11 protein-coding genes are annotated in these 13999 nt (G+C 74.7%); 3 read left to right on the forward strand and 8 right to left on the reverse strand.

Going from position 1 to position 13999, the window contains the following annotated elements; genetic code table 11:
- The 4 genes from ABD879_RS29200 to ABD879_RS29215 form a co-directional block, all read right to left on the reverse strand.
- Positions 1-1967, reverse strand: a 1967-nt coding sequence (locus ABD879_RS29200) for an acetate--CoA ligase family protein (RefSeq protein ID WP_345024912.1), incomplete at its 3' end; no start/stop codon positions are given.
- A gap of 310 nt (positions 1968-2277) precedes the next feature.
- A complete protein-coding gene (locus tag ABD879_RS29205; protein WP_345024913.1) occupies positions 2278-3021 on the reverse strand; it encodes a 3-keto-5-aminohexanoate cleavage protein in 744 nt (247 codons plus the stop codon).
- A 93-nt stretch (positions 3022-3114) separates the two neighbouring features.
- Positions 3115-5085 (reverse strand): hypothetical protein, encoded by a 1971-nt coding sequence (locus ABD879_RS29210; RefSeq protein ID WP_345024914.1) that lies wholly within the window; start codon positions 5083-5085, stop codon positions 3115-3117.
- Positions 5086-5370: 285 nt separating this feature from the next.
- Positions 5371-7275, reverse strand: coding sequence for an APC family permease (locus ABD879_RS29215; RefSeq protein ID WP_345024915.1), 1905 nt, complete (start codon positions 7273-7275; stop codon positions 5371-5373).
- A 380-nt stretch (positions 7276-7655) separates the two neighbouring features.
- Between ABD879_RS29215 and ggt the strand changes: the two genes are divergently transcribed.
- The 3 genes from ggt to ABD879_RS29230 all read left to right on the forward strand — a co-directional run bounded on the left by ggt (position 7656) and on the right by ABD879_RS29230 (position 10976).
- Positions 7656-9590, forward strand: a complete 1935-nt coding sequence (gene ggt, locus ABD879_RS29220; RefSeq protein WP_345024916.1) for a gamma-glutamyltransferase — start codon at positions 7656-7658, stop codon at positions 9588-9590.
- Positions 9591-9665: 75 nt separating this feature from the next.
- Positions 9666-10034, forward strand: coding sequence for a divalent-cation tolerance protein CutA (gene cutA / locus ABD879_RS29225; RefSeq protein ID WP_345024917.1), 369 nt, complete (start codon positions 9666-9668; stop codon positions 10032-10034).
- Positions 10035-10124: 90 nt separating this feature from the next.
- Complete coding sequence (locus ABD879_RS29230) at positions 10125-10976, forward strand: oxygenase MpaB family protein (protein WP_345024918.1); 852 nt, start codon at positions 10125-10127, stop codon at positions 10974-10976.
- Between the two features lie 46 nt (positions 10977-11022).
- Here the strand turns inward: ABD879_RS29230 and ABD879_RS29235 are convergent, their stop codons facing one another.
- The 4 genes from ABD879_RS29235 to ABD879_RS29250 form a co-directional block, all read right to left on the reverse strand.
- On the reverse strand, positions 11023-11322 hold the full coding sequence (locus ABD879_RS29235; RefSeq protein WP_345024919.1) for a metal-sensitive transcriptional regulator: 300 nt from the start codon (positions 11320-11322) through the stop codon (positions 11023-11025).
- 107 nt (positions 11323-11429) lie between these two features.
- Positions 11430-12050, reverse strand: a complete 621-nt coding sequence (locus tag ABD879_RS29240; protein ID WP_345024920.1) for a histidine phosphatase family protein — start codon at positions 12048-12050, stop codon at positions 11430-11432.
- Between the two features lie 58 nt (positions 12051-12108).
- Positions 12109-13224, reverse strand: a complete 1116-nt coding sequence (gene ald, locus ABD879_RS29245) for an alanine dehydrogenase (protein WP_345024921.1) — start codon at positions 13222-13224, stop codon at positions 12109-12111.
- A gap of 308 nt (positions 13225-13532) precedes the next feature.
- The coding region (locus tag ABD879_RS29250) for a glycerate kinase (RefSeq protein ID WP_345024922.1) at positions 13533-13999 on the reverse strand (467 nt) is incomplete at its 5' end.

The following is a 13999-nucleotide window of genomic DNA, read 5'->3' on the forward strand; positions in this document are numbered from 1 at the left end:
CGGTCCAGGTCGGCGGCGGGCGCGCCGCGGTCGACGCGCAGCGCGACCGCGCCGCGCCGCCCGGTCAGCATCGCCCGCGCCCGCGCGGGCGTGACCGGCAGCGGCGACAGCGCGGCGTCGTCCAGCACCTCCACCAGGACGCCGCCGCGCGCCACCGCCAGCAGCAGGCCCCAGTCGGGATCGCGGGTCACGCCGACCAGCAGCTCGGGCGCCGCGGCGCGCATGGGCGCCACCAGCACCCCGTCCAGCCGCGCCCCCGCGGCGGCGCCCCGGGCCGCCGCCATGAGCTCGTCGTGCACCGCGGCCGCCTCGCCCGCGGTCACGCCGAGGCGCACGCACCCCAGGTCGGTCTTGTGGGCGATGTCCGGCGAGACGACCTTCATCGCCACCGGCCCGCCGAACTCCGCGGCGGCCCGCTCGGCCTCCTCGGCCGAACGGACGTGCCGGGCCGGGACCACCGGGATCCCGGCGGCCTCGAGCAGGGCCCGCGCGTCCACCTCGGAGAAGGCGTCGCCCTCCGGGAGCGCGACCCGAGGCGCCGGAACGGCCTGCTCCCGGAGGGCCGTCTCCTCCTCGGCGCGGTGCGCGGACCAGCGGGCCAGCCGCGCGATCGCCTCCACGCCGAGCCGCAGCCCGGGGACGACGTGGGCGACCCCGCCGGCGTCCAGGACGGCGCGCGCCCGCGGCCCCACCGGCTGGGTCACCTGGGTCAGGTAGAGGCCGGGCGCCCTGGCCGCGGCCATGCCCGCGCCGATGGCGTCGACGTGCCGCTGCCCGTGGAAGGGGCCGTCGCCGCGCCACGGCAGGCTGTTGACGGCGACGACGATGCCGACGGACGGGTCGTCGCCGACCGCCGCCACCGCCTCCCGCCAGATCTCCGGGTCCGTGACCGCGGCGCCGGTGACGTCGAGCGGGTTGTGCGCCGCGCCGAAGGCGGGCAGCACCCGCGCCAGCCGCCGCACCGTGCCCTCGGCCGGCTCGGGCAGCCGCAGGCCCGCGCCGTCGGCCAGGTCGGCGATGATGTCGCAGGCGCCGCCGGAGATCGACACGATCCCCGCGCCCGGCCGGTCCAGCGGCCCGGTGTGCGCGGCGACGCCCGCGGTGACCAGCATGTCCTCGATCGTGTCCACCCGGATCACGCCGAGCCGCTGGAACACCGCGTCGACCACCCGGTCGTCGCCCACCAGCGCGCCGGTGTGCGCGGCGGCCGACCGCGCGGCCAGCTCGCTGCGGCCCGCCTTGAGGACCACCAGCGCCTTGCCCGCCCGCGCCGCCCGGCGGGCCGCCGCGGCGAACACCTCCGGCTCGCGCACGGCCTCCATGAACACCGCGATCGCCTTGGTGGCCGGGTCGTCCACCAGGAGGTCGACCAGATGGCCCACGGTGACCATCGCCTCGTTGCCGACCGTGATGACGTGCGAGAGCCCGACCCCGGCCAGGGCCGCGAAATCGGTCATCGCGCCGCAGCAGGCGCCGGACTGGGAGATCAGGGCGACGTCGCCGGGCGCGCTCGGCGGATCGGCCAGCGCGATCGCCGGCACGCCCGCCGCGACGTCGACGAAGCCGAGCACGTTGGGGCCCAGCAGGACGACGCCGAGCTCCTCGGCGAGGCCCGCCAGCTCCTCCTGCCGCCGCCGCCCCTGCGCGCCGGTCTCGGCGTACCCGGAGCTGAGCACCGCGACGCCGCGCGCCCCCGCGGCCGCCGCGTCCCGCACCGCGTCGGGCGCTGCCTCGGCGGGCACCATGACGAACGCCAGATCGACGGGCCCGCCGATCTCCGCGCACGTGCGGTGGGCGGGCCGTCCGTGCACCTCGGGGCTGCGCCGGTTCACCAGGTACGTGGCGTCGGCGCGGCCCGCGGCGGACAGGTTGCCGTACAGCAGCCGGGAGAACACCGACCTGTCGCTGGCGCCGATGAGCGCGAAGGACCGCGGTGCGAACAGCGCCCGGAGCCGTTCGGGGGTCACCAGGGGCGAGCGAGGCGCCCCGCCGGGCCCTTCTCCCGGCCCGCGCCCGTCTTCCCGCAGCCGCCGAACGGTCCCGGACAAACCGACCTCCGCTCCCGGCCGCCCGCCGCGCCGAAGCAGCCGGCAACGGCCGTAATCAATGATAATGAAACATAAGATAATGCTGATCTGACGGTCAAGGAGGCACAGGACGACCTGGGGGAACAGCGGAAGGATCCCGAGCGGCGGGCACTAGGGCAGGGCGGAACCGCACGCGGTCATGCCGGGCGGTCCGGAAAAGGTGCCCGGGGACGGCGCCCCGGGGGCGGAGTCACACGGCGCGGTCGCGCGGGGGAGCGGCCAGGCCGAGGATCTCGCGGGCCGCGCGGACCAGGGACGCGTTGTCGGGCGCGGGCGACCCGTCGGGCAGCACCAGGCAGTCCTCCAGGCCGATGCGGGTGTCCAGGCCGAGCGCGGCGGCCATGCGCAGCACCGGCCAGGCGCCGCCGTCCTCGCCGTGCAGCAGCACGGGACGGCCGCGCGCGGCGCCCAGCTCCTCCAGCAGCGCGGCGGCCGTGCGCGGCGCGGTGTCGGGGTCGGTGTCGGTCACCTCGGCCAGCACCCGCAGCACGCGGTGCGCGGACGGCCAGGCCAGGAACCGGCGGGCCGCGTCGGTGCCGGAGAACACGCCCGCCTCGACCTCCACGCCCAGATCGAGCAGCGCGTCGGCGACCAGCTCGGCGCCCTCCTCGTGCCAGTTGACCGAGGCGTGGTCGGGCAGCACCTTCCACGAGCGCACCAGCTCGGCGCGGGCCCGCGGGTCCGGCGCGGCCCACGCGCCCGTGGTGACGCCGACGCGGATGCCCGGCACGGCCGCGCGCACGGCGGTCACCGCCTCGGCGACCGCGTCCGGCTCCAGCGAGTCGGCTCCGGAGGCGTCCTTGGGGTGCAGGTGCACGTCCTCGGCGCCCGCGACCACGGCGCTGCGGACGGCGACGGCGAGCTCGTGCGGGGTCAGCGGCAGGTGGGCGGCGTCGGAGCGGGTGCGGGGACCGTTGGGGCAGACCTGCAGCATGCAATGATCATCGCAGATGGCCGCCCCGCGTGGTGATGAAGGTCACCTGAACCTGACCCGCGGGGAGGGGTATGCGGTCCGCCCGTCGCGCCGTCACCCGCCCCCTCCGGGGGCGATGGCGCAGGGGCCGCCGCAGACGTCGACGACCTCGCCGGTCTTGAGGAACACCGCCTTCTGCCGGCGCGCGTCGGGCGAGTTGCGCGGGTCGGAGTGCGGATCGCGGCCCTCGGTCGGAGGCGTGTTGGTCGTCGGCGGCGCGGGCGAGCCGCTGTCCCACACCACCATCGCCGAGCCCGCGTACGGGCTGGAGCCGATCGCCGGGATGCCCCAGAACGGCACCCGGTCGGGGCTGCGCCCGGGGCGCAGCGCGGGCGCGTGCAGCCGCGCCCCGATCGTGCGGGCCTCGACCTCGGCCGCCACCGGCGCCACCTGGTGGTCGCCGAACGCGACGTGCATCAGCACCCGGTGCGACGGCGTGCCCGGCAGCGGACGGTCCGTCATGTGCGCGGCGTACCCGTTGGCCTCGCCGCGGTCCCACAGCATCTGCATCAGCGCGATGGCGATCTGCTGGTCGAGCTTGTCGGGGTAGAACACGTCCAGCACGCGGGCGTAGGTGGGGAAGTCGGCGCTGCGGTTGAGCAGCGTGCTGTAGTTCATGGCGGGCACGCCCAGCACGGCGCGCCGCACGTCCGGCGACACGGCGGTCAGCGCGCCGCCCATGATGCCGCCCTGGCTGTTGCCGTCGAACACCACGCCCTTCGCGGCGTCGACCAGCGGCCTGCCGTCGGCGGTGCGGAACGCCTTGTCCTGCGGGAAGCCGCGCGTCATCGCCCGCCCGAGCAGGATCTGGTGGAGCATGCCCTGCTGGAGCCGGTCGGCGACGGTGTCGAAGCGGCTCAGGTCGGCCAGCACGGTGACGACGTTGGGGATGTCCTCGTTGGACATGCCGATCCACTTGGTGGCGCAGAACGCGAAGCCGTGCTCGGCCGCCATCGCCTTGACGTTGCCCGCCGCCACCTCGCTCTCACTGCCCAGCAGGCCGTGCCCGTACAGGGCGGCCCGCGCGGGCGTGGTGAACGCCGACCGCGGGATCTCGCACTGGAACGGCACCACCTGGGTGTTGGCGGGCAGCCGGGCGGGCAGCCCGTTGCGTCCGTAGTGGAACGACGAGCCGGGCGGGCCGCCGGGCAGGTTCAGGTAGCTGGGGGCGAACAGCACGCCCTTGACCTCGCGTCCGATCCGCTCGTCCACGTCGTCGGCGACCTGCGTGACCACGAACGGAGGGGAGCCGGTGGAGCCGAGGCCGCGCAGCGCGTCGTCGCGGATGTGCAGCATGCGCTCCGACAGGCCGCGGCGGCTGGCGACGGTGAAGTCCCACGCCAGGTACAGGTCCTCGGTGCCGACGCCGTGGCGCGCCAGGTCCGCCAGGACGCGCCTGGTGGCGCGCTGCCGTTCGCGCAGCGGGTCGCCCGCCGGCAGCGTCCGCCCGAGGATCCGGGCGAACGCCGCGTTGGGCCGGATGACGGCCCCCGAGGCGTCGCGCAGGCCGCGCAGCGCCACCGCGTACCGGTGGCCCTCGCGGAAGTTGCGCGCCGGACGGACGATGAGGGCGCGGCGGTCGTCGCGCGTGGCGTTGGCGTCCAGCTCGGCCCAGTACGGCCAGCGCTCCCCGGTCGCGGTGTCGACGATGACGATCGGGGCGTCGCGGCGCAGCGACGCGCCGATGTCGGTGACGGGCGCCGCGCCGCTGCGGGCCAGGTCCACGCCGGGCACGTGCGCCAGCAGCATGGAGCCGGGGGAGAAGCCGTCGGACCGGTTCCAGGCGTCCGGGCGGATCGGCATGCCCAGCGAGTTGCGCAGCGTCGTGCGCAGGTGGACGCGGCGGCCGGTGTCGGTGCGGGCGTCGCGCACCGTGTACCAGTCGCTGGGGAACGGCAGCAGGCACGACGCCGGGTCGATCGGGTCGCACCCGTCGTCGGCGGGTGCCGCCGCGGCCGCGGACGGAGCGGACAGGAGCGCGCCCGCGAGAGCGAGCGCGGCGAGGGTCGCGAGCAGTGCGCGCAAGGCCGGCCTCCCAGAGGCAGTGCACGATCCGCGCGAGCGCCGCCCCCGAGCCGGGCGCCGTGCGTCTCCAAGATCAGACCGCAGGAGGGCGGCGCGGTCAATGCCCGGCCCGCCCCAATGGGCGATTTGTTCCGCACTTGTTAGATCTCGCCGCTCGGCCGTTGCTTCGCGGTTTCGGGTCTCCCGCCCCGCGCCCGGCGGCGCCGTCCCCCGCATCCGGGTGAGTGGGGCGTCCTGGGTGGGCGCCGCCTCCCTCGTGGTGGGGGGAGGCGGCGCCTGCCGGGTTTACCAGCGGTCGTGTTCGTTGGGGTAGGGCGGCTGTTGTGTCTCGTCGTCGCGCCGGTGCCTGCCCCTGCTGCCCGGCCCCGGCTGCGGGTAGCCGCCCGTCTGGTGGTGAGAGGCGCCCGGCGCGTACGGGTCGGCCGGGGGCTGCTGCTGCGGCCCGGTGCCGGAGGTGCGCGGACCGTAGGGCTGCGACAGATACGGGTTCTGCGGGGGCGAAGGTGCGCTGTAGGGGACGGCCGGCCGCGGGTCGGTGTCCTGCGGCCGCGGACGGACGCCCGTCTGGGACCGGCCGGGCGCAAGATGCTCCGCCGGGTACGGCGCCACCCCCGGCGGCAGCCCGCCCGGCCCGGCGCCCGGGCCGCCCGTGCCCGAACTCGCGCCCGGGCGGCCTGCGGCGCCCGCGCCGGCGCGGTGGTTCGCCTTCTCGGTGAGCAGCCGCCGCAACTGGCTCTTGCGCCGCCCGTAGACCAGGTAGATCAGCACGCCGACCGCCATCCAGGCCAGGAAGTACGCCCAGGTCTGCACCTTCAGGTTGAGCATCAGCCAGCCGACCGCGCCGATGGCCAGCGTCGCGGTCAGCGGGGCCGCCGGGACGCGGAACGGGCGGTGCAGGTCGGGCCGGTCGCGGCGCAGCGCCAGCACGCCCGCCGGGACGAACAGGAACGCGAACAGCGTCCCGATCACCACCAGCTGCTCCAGCGTCAGCACGTCGATGGTCTGCGACATCACGATCGCGGCGCCGCCGGACACCCACGCGGACCGGAACGGCACGCCGTAGCGGCGCGTCTCGGCCAGCCCGCGCGGCAGCAGCCCGTCCCGCGACATGGAGAACACCACCCGGGTCAGCGCGATCAGCACCACCAGGATGACGGTGGTCAGGCCGAGCACCGCCCCCACGTCGATGACCTTGCCCATGGCGCCCGCGCCCGCCGCGTCGAACGCGGTGGCGAGCACCGGCCCGGACGGGTCGAGCCGGTCGTAGGGGACCATCCCCACCAGGGCGACGGCGACCCCGATGTACAGCACGACGGCCGTCACCAGGCTGACGATGATGCCGCGCGGGATGCTGCGCGGGGCGTCCCGGGTCTCCTCGGCGGCGGTGGCGATGAGATCGAAACCGATGTAGGCGAAGGCGATGGCGGGCGCGGCGGCCAGCACCCCCCAGATGCCGAACACCTGCGGCGTGCTGCCGGTGGCGGCGCCGAACACCGCGTCCAGCACGGTCTGGCCGCTGCCGTCGGCGGCGGGCCGGGCGGCCGGCACGAACGGGCTGAGGTTGCCCGGGTCGAAGAACGTCAGCCCGACGCCGATGACCAGGCCGATCACCGCGACCTTGGCCAGCACCATGAACCACAGCGTGCGCAGCCCGAGCCGGCTGCCGGTGGCCAGCACCGCCACCAGCAGCAGCAGGATGCCGAGCGCGAACACGTCGAAGCCCTTGGGCTGGCCGACCAGGTCGGCCAGCCAGGACGGCACCGGGACGGCGAAGTCGCCGAGCGCCTGCGCGGCGAACACCGACCAGGCCCGCGCCACCACCGAGGCGGCCAGCAGCAGCTCCAGCAGCAGCGCCCAGCCGACCACCCAGGCCCACAGCTCGCCGAACGCCACGTAGCTGTAGGAGTAGGCGCTGCCCGCGACCGGCACGACCGACGCCAGCTCGGCGTAGAACAGCGCCGCCAGCAGGCACACCACGCCCGCGATGACGAAGGAGACGATCACGGCCGGCCCGGCCGCGGTGGCGGCCTGCACCCCGGCGATCTTGAAGATGCCCGAGCCGATCATGACGCCCAGGCCCAGCACGATCAGGTCACGGGTGCGGTAGGCGACGCGCAGCCGGTGCCGGCCGCCGTACAGCTGCCCGGTCGCCTGTTCGACGGGCAGTCGCCGGAACATGTTGTTGCGCATGCGGTTGTCCCAGGGTCGTAGCGGTTCCCCCATGGCTGAACCCGCGCCGCTGATCGCGAGCACAAAGCCTGGCGAAGTCACTAAGAGTTCACCAAGTTTGGGGAAAACAGCAATGGTTTCGGTCGTATTGGTGCTGTCTCGTTGCCTTTCAGAGACGAAACGACGTTCGGTAATTACTTCCGGTAAGTCGGGATCTTGAGCTTTGCTCCTTATGTCGGCATCCGCGCTGGTGGCGAGGGGTGTCGGATCAGTCGCGATGCGTCTGTGTCGGGCGGGGTATGTTACGGCTGCATGACATGATCGCCGGGTGGCGGCCGGGGCTCTGGCGGCCTTCCGTGATCGGTGCGACGGTGGAGCCGAGGTCCCCCCAGGGAGGTCAAGTGTCACCGAGCGCGATGTCCCCGATCCCCGTCCCCCCGGTCCGGTCCCGCCGCCGCTCCCGGCATCCCGGCCGCCTCCGCACGGCGCTCGCCGCGGTCATCGCCGTGACCGTGCCGCTGGCCGTACCGGGCCCGGCCGCGCTCGCCGCGCCTCCCCTCGCCGCGCCGCCCCTCACGAGCCCGCCCGGCACGGCGGGCCCGGTCGCGGCGCCGTCCAAGCAGCCGGTCGCCACCGGCTACGGCGGCGCGGTCTCCACCGTCGACCCCTATGCCAGCCGCGCCGCCATCGAGGTGCTCAAGCGCGGCGGCAACGCCGTGGACGCCGCCGTCGCCGCCGCGGCCACCCTCGGCGTCACCGAGCCGTACGTCGCGGCGATCGGCGGTGGCGGCTACCTGACCTACTACGACGCCAAGCGCCGCCGCGTGTACGCGCTGGACGGCCGCGAGACCGCCCCGCAGGCCATGCACGAGCGGTCGTTCGTCGACCCGTCCACCGGCCAGGCCATCCCGTTCGACCAGGCCGTCACCAGCGGGCTGAGCGTCGGCGTGCCCGGCACCGTGGCCCAGTGGGACCTGGCGCTGCGCCGCTTCGGCACCCGCGACCTCGGCACCCTGCTGCGGCCCGCGATCGACGTGGCCGAGCGGGGCTTCGTCGTCGACCAGGAGTTCCACGACCAGACCGCCGTCAACGAGGAGCGGTTCCGCGACATCACGCCCACGCGCAAGCTGTTCCTGCCCGGCGGCGAGCCGCCCGCCGTCGGCTCGGTGTTCCGCAACCCCGACCTGGCGCGCACCTACCGCGAACTGGCCAGGCGCGGGCCGGGCTGGCTGTACGGGGGGCGGCTCGGCGAGGAGATCGTGCGCACCGTCCGCAAGCCGCCGGTCGAGCCCTCCGCCACGCGCAACGTGCGGCCGGGGCTGATGCGCGAGAGCGACCTGAAGACCTACCGGTCCACCTGGCGCGAACCCACCCGCGTGTCCTACCGGGGACTGGACGTGTACGGGATGCCGCCGTCCTCCTCCGGCGGCTCCACCGTCGGCGAGGCACTCAACATCCTCGGCAACTTCCAGTTCGACGCCAAGGACCCCGTCAAGGCCCTCCACTACTTCCTGGAGGCGTCCAAGCTCGCCTACGCCGACCGCGGCCGGTACGTCGGCGACCCCGACAAGGTCGACGTGCCGCTCAAGGAACTGCTGTCGAGCGGCTTCGCCCGGGAACGCGCCTGCCTGATCGCCCCCGACCGGGCCGCCGCCGCGCCCGTCGCGGCCGGCTCCCCGGACGGCGACTACGCGGCCTGCGTCCCGCCCGGCGGCGCCACCCGCGCCCTCGCCTACGAGGGGCCGCAGACCACCCATCTGGCCGTCGCCGACAAGTGGGGCAACGTCGTCTCCTACACCATCACCATCGAGCAGTTCGGCGGCAGCGCGCTCACCGTGCCCGGCCGCGGGTTCCTGCTCAACAACGAGCTGACCGACTTCACCCTGCAGCCGCCCGCGCAGGGCGCGCCGGCCGACCCGAACCTGCCCGGTCCGGGCAAGCGCCCGCGCAGCAGCATGGCGCCGACGATCGTGCTCGAGGACGGCCGCCCGATGCTGGCCGTCGGCACGCCCGGCGGGTCCACCATCATCACCACCGTCCTGCAGATCCTGCTCAACCGGATCGACCTGGGCATGGACCTGCCCGCCGCCCTGGCCGCGCCGCGCGCCACCCAGCGCAACACCCCGCAGGTGTTCGCCGAGCAGGCGTTCATCGACCGGTACGGCACGGCGCTGGCCGCGCGCGGGCACCGGCTGGAGCTGTTCGCCGGCCCGCCCGCCGGGACGATCGGCGCCGCCGCCGGACTGGAGGTGCTGCGTCCCGGCCTGGTGCAGGCGGTCGCCGAACCCGTGCGCCGGGGCGGCGGCAGCGCCATGGTCGTCCGCCCGGCCCGCTAGAGTCCGGCCGGGCCCCGTCCGGCGCCCGGCCGGGCGCCACAGACTACGCTCGACGGCTGGGGGAAGGAGTGGTCCATGGCCCAGGCGTACGTTCAGGTGACGACGACCACCGACTCGCGTCAGGAGGCCGCCGACCTGGCCAGGTCCGCGGTCGCCGAACGCCTGGCCGCGTGCGCGCAGCTCGTCGGCCCCATCGCCAGCACCTACTGGTGGGAGGGCGAGATCGAGACGGCCGAGGAGTGGATGGTGGTCTTCAAGACCACCGACGAGCGCTTCGACGAGCTGGCCACCCTCATCACCGAGGTGCACTCCTACGACACCCCGGAGATCATCGCCACCCCCGTGGTCGCGGGCAGCATGGACTACCTGGCCTGGGTGGCCGAGCAGACCGAGCCGCCCGAACCCGCCGAGGACGAGGGGGAGATCGAGCCCGTCACCGACTGACCTCGCCCCTGCCCCCGCACCTGACCTTGCACCCGTGTGCCACAGTACGTACCGGGGTAGATAAGTCTTCGGTTACTCCGGAGGGGTGCTGTGGACGACGTGGACTACGGTCTGTTCGGACCCGGCTCGGTGACCTGGCGGGTCATGGGCGAGCCGGTGCTGTTCGTCGGAGGGATCCGGGCCCTGCTGCTGCAGGCGCTGCACCCGCGCTCGATGTGGGGCACCGCGCAGAACTCCGAGCTGATGGACCCGCAGGCCGCCTGGGCGCGGCTCGGCCGCACCGTGGAGTTCGTGCGGATCCGCACCTACGGCACCCGCGAGGAGGTCGACCGGGTCGGCCGCCGCGTCCGCCGGATGCACGCCAAGCTCACCGGCGTGGACCTGCGCACCGGCGAGGTGTTCCGCGTCGACGACCCGGAGAACCTGCTGTGGGTGCACATGGGCGAGGTCGACTCCTACCTCGACGTGGCGCGCCGCGCGGGCGTGCCGCTGAGCCGCGAGGACGCCGACCGGTTCGTCGACGAGCAGCGCCGCGCCGCCGCCGTCGTCGGCCTGGACCCCGCTGACGTGCCCGCCTCCGTCGCGGAGATGAAGGACTACTACGCGGCGATGCGCCCGCACATCTTCGCCTGCAAGGAGGCCCGCCAGGGGCTGGTGCGCATGTTCAACCCGGCCGTGCCCCGTCGGCTCCTGCCGCTCAAGCTGGCCGCGCCCGCCCTGGCGACGCTGGTCGTCGCCACGCTGCCGCGCTGGGCCCGCCGCATGTACGGGCTGCCGGGCCTGCCCACCTCCGACCTGGCCGCCACGATCACGCTCAAGGGGCTGTACCGCACCACGCACGTCGTCCCCGAGCAGTGGCGCTACTCGCCGGACGCCCGGCGCGCCCTGCGCCTGACCCGCGAGTACGAGTCCGCCCAGGACGACTGGGCCATCGCCTCCTGAGCAGGGCCGCTCCCGCGCCCTCGGGCGCGGGGAGGCGCCGGCCGGGTCAGCCGCGGCGCATGAGGCGGCCCACCGCGGCCATCAGCTCGGTGGACATCTCGTCGCCCTTGCCCTCCTGGGCGCCCTCGGCCACGCAGTGCCGCACGTGGCCGTCGAGCAGGCCGAGCGCCACCTTGTCCAGGGCCGCCTGGATGGCGCTGATCTGGGTGAGCACGTCGATGCAGTAGCGGTCTTCCTCGACCATGCGCTCGATGCCGCGCACCTGGCCCTCGATGCGGCGCAGGCGGGTCTGCAGCTGGTCCTTGGTGGCGCTGTAGCCGCGCGTGGGGGTCTGGTGGGTGGCCATGGTCGTCCTCGCAATCGACGGGGGCTCGGTCCTCGGGGTCCCCTCCGTGGGGCCAACCCCCACGGGGTATGCTATACCCCGGGCCCAAAAGATCGGTCCCGCCCGAATCAGACCGAGATGTTCCAGGCCGTGATCACCGGCCGCCCGTGCTCGCGGCCCAGCCTGGACAGGGCGGCGGTGCCCAGCGCGAACAGCCGCCCGGCGGCCGGCTCCAGCCCGAGCCAGCGCGCCGTGAGTATCCGCAGGACGTGGCCGTGCGCCACCAGCACCACGTCCCCGCCGCCACCCCCCTCATCGCCGCCCCCGTCGTCGCCGTCGAGAAGGGGACGCACCCGCTTCAGGACCGCGTCCACCCGCGCCCCGACCTGCTCGACCGTCTCCCCGGGATGCTCGGCGTCGCCCGGGACGACGCCGTCGTCCCACAGGTACCAGCCCGGACGCCCGCGCCGGATCTGCGCGGTGGTGAGCCCCTCGTAGCCGCCGTAGTCCCACTCCCACAGGTCGGGCTCGACGCCGTCGACGGCGAGCCCGGCCAGCTCCGCGGTGCGCAGCGCGCGCCGGGCCGGACTCGCCAGCACCTTCGCGACGCGCAGCGACCGCACCAGCGGCGCCACCGAGCGCGCCTGCCGCTCGCCGCGTTCGGTCAGCGGCAGGTCAGTGCGCCCGGTGTGCCGCCGGTCGCGGCTCCACTCCGTCTCGCCGTGCCGCAGCAGGATCAGCTCCCCCATGAGCGCCATCATCGCCGGTCCGGCGGCGGCGCCCCTGCCGCGGGGCCCGGGGACCGGCTCAGGACAGGACGGACTCCAGCGGCACGTGCTCCAGTCCGTGGGCCTCGGCGACGGGCCCGTACACCAGCGAGCCGTCGTGCACGTTGAGACCGAGGGCCAGGGCGGGGTCGTCGCGCAGCGCGGCCCGCCAGCCCTTGTCGGCGATGGCGACCGCGTACGGCAGCGTGACATTGGTGAGGGCGTAGGTGGAGGTGTTGGGCACCGCCCCGGGCATGTTGGCCACGCAGTAGAACACCGACTCGTGCACGGTGTACGTGGGGTCGGCGTGCGTGGTGGGACGCGAGTCCTCGAAGCAACCGCCCTGGTCGATGGCGATGTCCACCAGCACCGAACCCGGCTTCATCGCCGCCACCAGGTCGTTGGAGATCAGCGTGGGCGCCTTGGCGCCGGGGATGAGCACCGCGCCGATCACCAGGTCGGCGGCGCGGGCCTCCCGCTCGACGGCGTAGGCGCTGGACATCAGGGTGCGGATGCGGCCCTGGTAGATCGCGTCGATGTGGCGCAGCCGGTCCAGGTTGAGGTCCAGCACGGTGACATCGGCGCCCATGCCGACCGCGATCTGCGCGGCGTTCAGGCCGGACACGCCGCCGCCGATCACCAGCACCTTGGCGGGCGCCACGCCCGGCACACCGCCGGGCAGCACGCCGCGGCCGCCGTTGAAGCGCATCAGGTTGTACGCGCCGACCTGCGCCGCCAGCCGCCCGGCCACCTCCGACATCGGGGCCAGCAGCGGCAGCGACCGGTCGGGCAGCTGGACGGTCTCATAGGCGATCGCGGTGGCACCGGCCGCCAGCAGCGCGTCGGTGCACGCGCGGGACGCGGCCAGGTGCAGGTAGGTGAACAGCGTCTGGCCGCGGCGGATGCGGTGGTACTCCTCGGCGACCGGCTCCTTGACCTTGAGCACCAGCTCGGCCTCGCCCCACACCTCGTCCGGCCCGTCGAGGATCTTGGCGCCGGCGCCGGTGTACTCCTCGTCCGGGATGGCCGAACCCAGGCCGGCGCCGCGTTCGACGAACACCTCGTGCCCGTGGCGTGTCAGTTCGTGGACCCCCGCCGGGGTGATCGCCACCCGGTATTCGTGGTTCTTCACTTCGCGTGGAACGCCGACCTTCACAGTGCCCTCCGTCCTCGTCGACGACCTGGGGATACGGCACAAGGGTGCGTGCTGGCCGCACCGCCCTGCCATGGTCACTGTGTACGAGTATCCCCGCAGTTGCTAACAGCATGTAAACGGCTTGTTAGGAGTTGGCGCCCGACCGGAACGATCCGCCTCATTGGTCGCAAAAACCACGGCAGTGCAGGTCATGTGCAGGGTCGTAGGCGGTCCCGGTCAGGGCGGATCCGGGCCGGACGGCGAGGATCTGACAAGGGTGCGGGGCGACGGGTCAAGCAGGTGGTCAGGGCAGCGGGGTGCCGGGGAGGTCAGGCGCGGCCCAGGCGACGCACCGGCAGCCACTCGTCGGCGATCGCGACGGTGAGCTGCTCCAGCAGCGGGCCCGCCTGCCGGACCCGGCGGTCGGCGTCCGGCTCGATGTCGGCCAGGGCGTACACGGCCTGGATGCGGGCGCGGCGCAGCTGCTCGCCGGTCAGCCCCCGCCGGTCGGCCACCGCGACCACCGGCACGCGGCCGCGGGCGGCGGCGCGGGCCATGCCGACGGTGCTGCGGCCGCGCAGCGTCCGCGCGTCCAGCGAGCCCTCCCCGGTGACGACCAGCCGGGCGGCCCGCGCCCGCTCGGCGAAGCCGAGCAGGTCGAGCATGAGCGCGGTGCCGTCCGCCACCCGGGCGCCCAGGAACGCCAGCGCGGCGAACCCGACGACGCCGCCGGCGCCCGCGCCCGGCCGGTCCCGCACCGCCGAGCGCGACGCCGCCTCGGCCAGGTCGGCCCAGC

This window comes from Actinomadura keratinilytica, assembly GCF_039539665.1.
Lineage (GTDB): Bacteria > Actinomycetota > Actinomycetes > Streptosporangiales > Streptosporangiaceae > Spirillospora > Spirillospora keratinilytica.

Bases quoted from the DNA above. Each gene is read 5' to 3' on its own strand.
- ABD879_RS29205 (WP_345024913.1), bottom strand. From the start codon at position 3,021: ATGCTGCAGGTCTGCCCCAACGGTCCCCGCACCCGCTCCGACGCCGCC.
- ABD879_RS29215 (WP_345024915.1), bottom strand. From the start codon at position 7,275: ATGCGCAACAACATGTTCCGGCGACTGCCCGTCGAACAGGCGACCGGG.
- cutA (WP_345024917.1), top strand. From the start codon at position 9,666: ATGGCCCAGGCGTACGTTCAGGTGACGACGACCACCGACTCGCGTCAG.
- ABD879_RS29235 (WP_345024919.1), bottom strand. From the start codon at position 11,322: ATGGCCACCCACCAGACCCCCACGCGCGGCTACAGCGCCACCAAGGAC.
- ABD879_RS29240 (WP_345024920.1), bottom strand. From the start codon at position 12,050: ATGGGGGAGCTGATCCTGCTGCGGCACGGCGAGACGGAGTGGAGCCGC.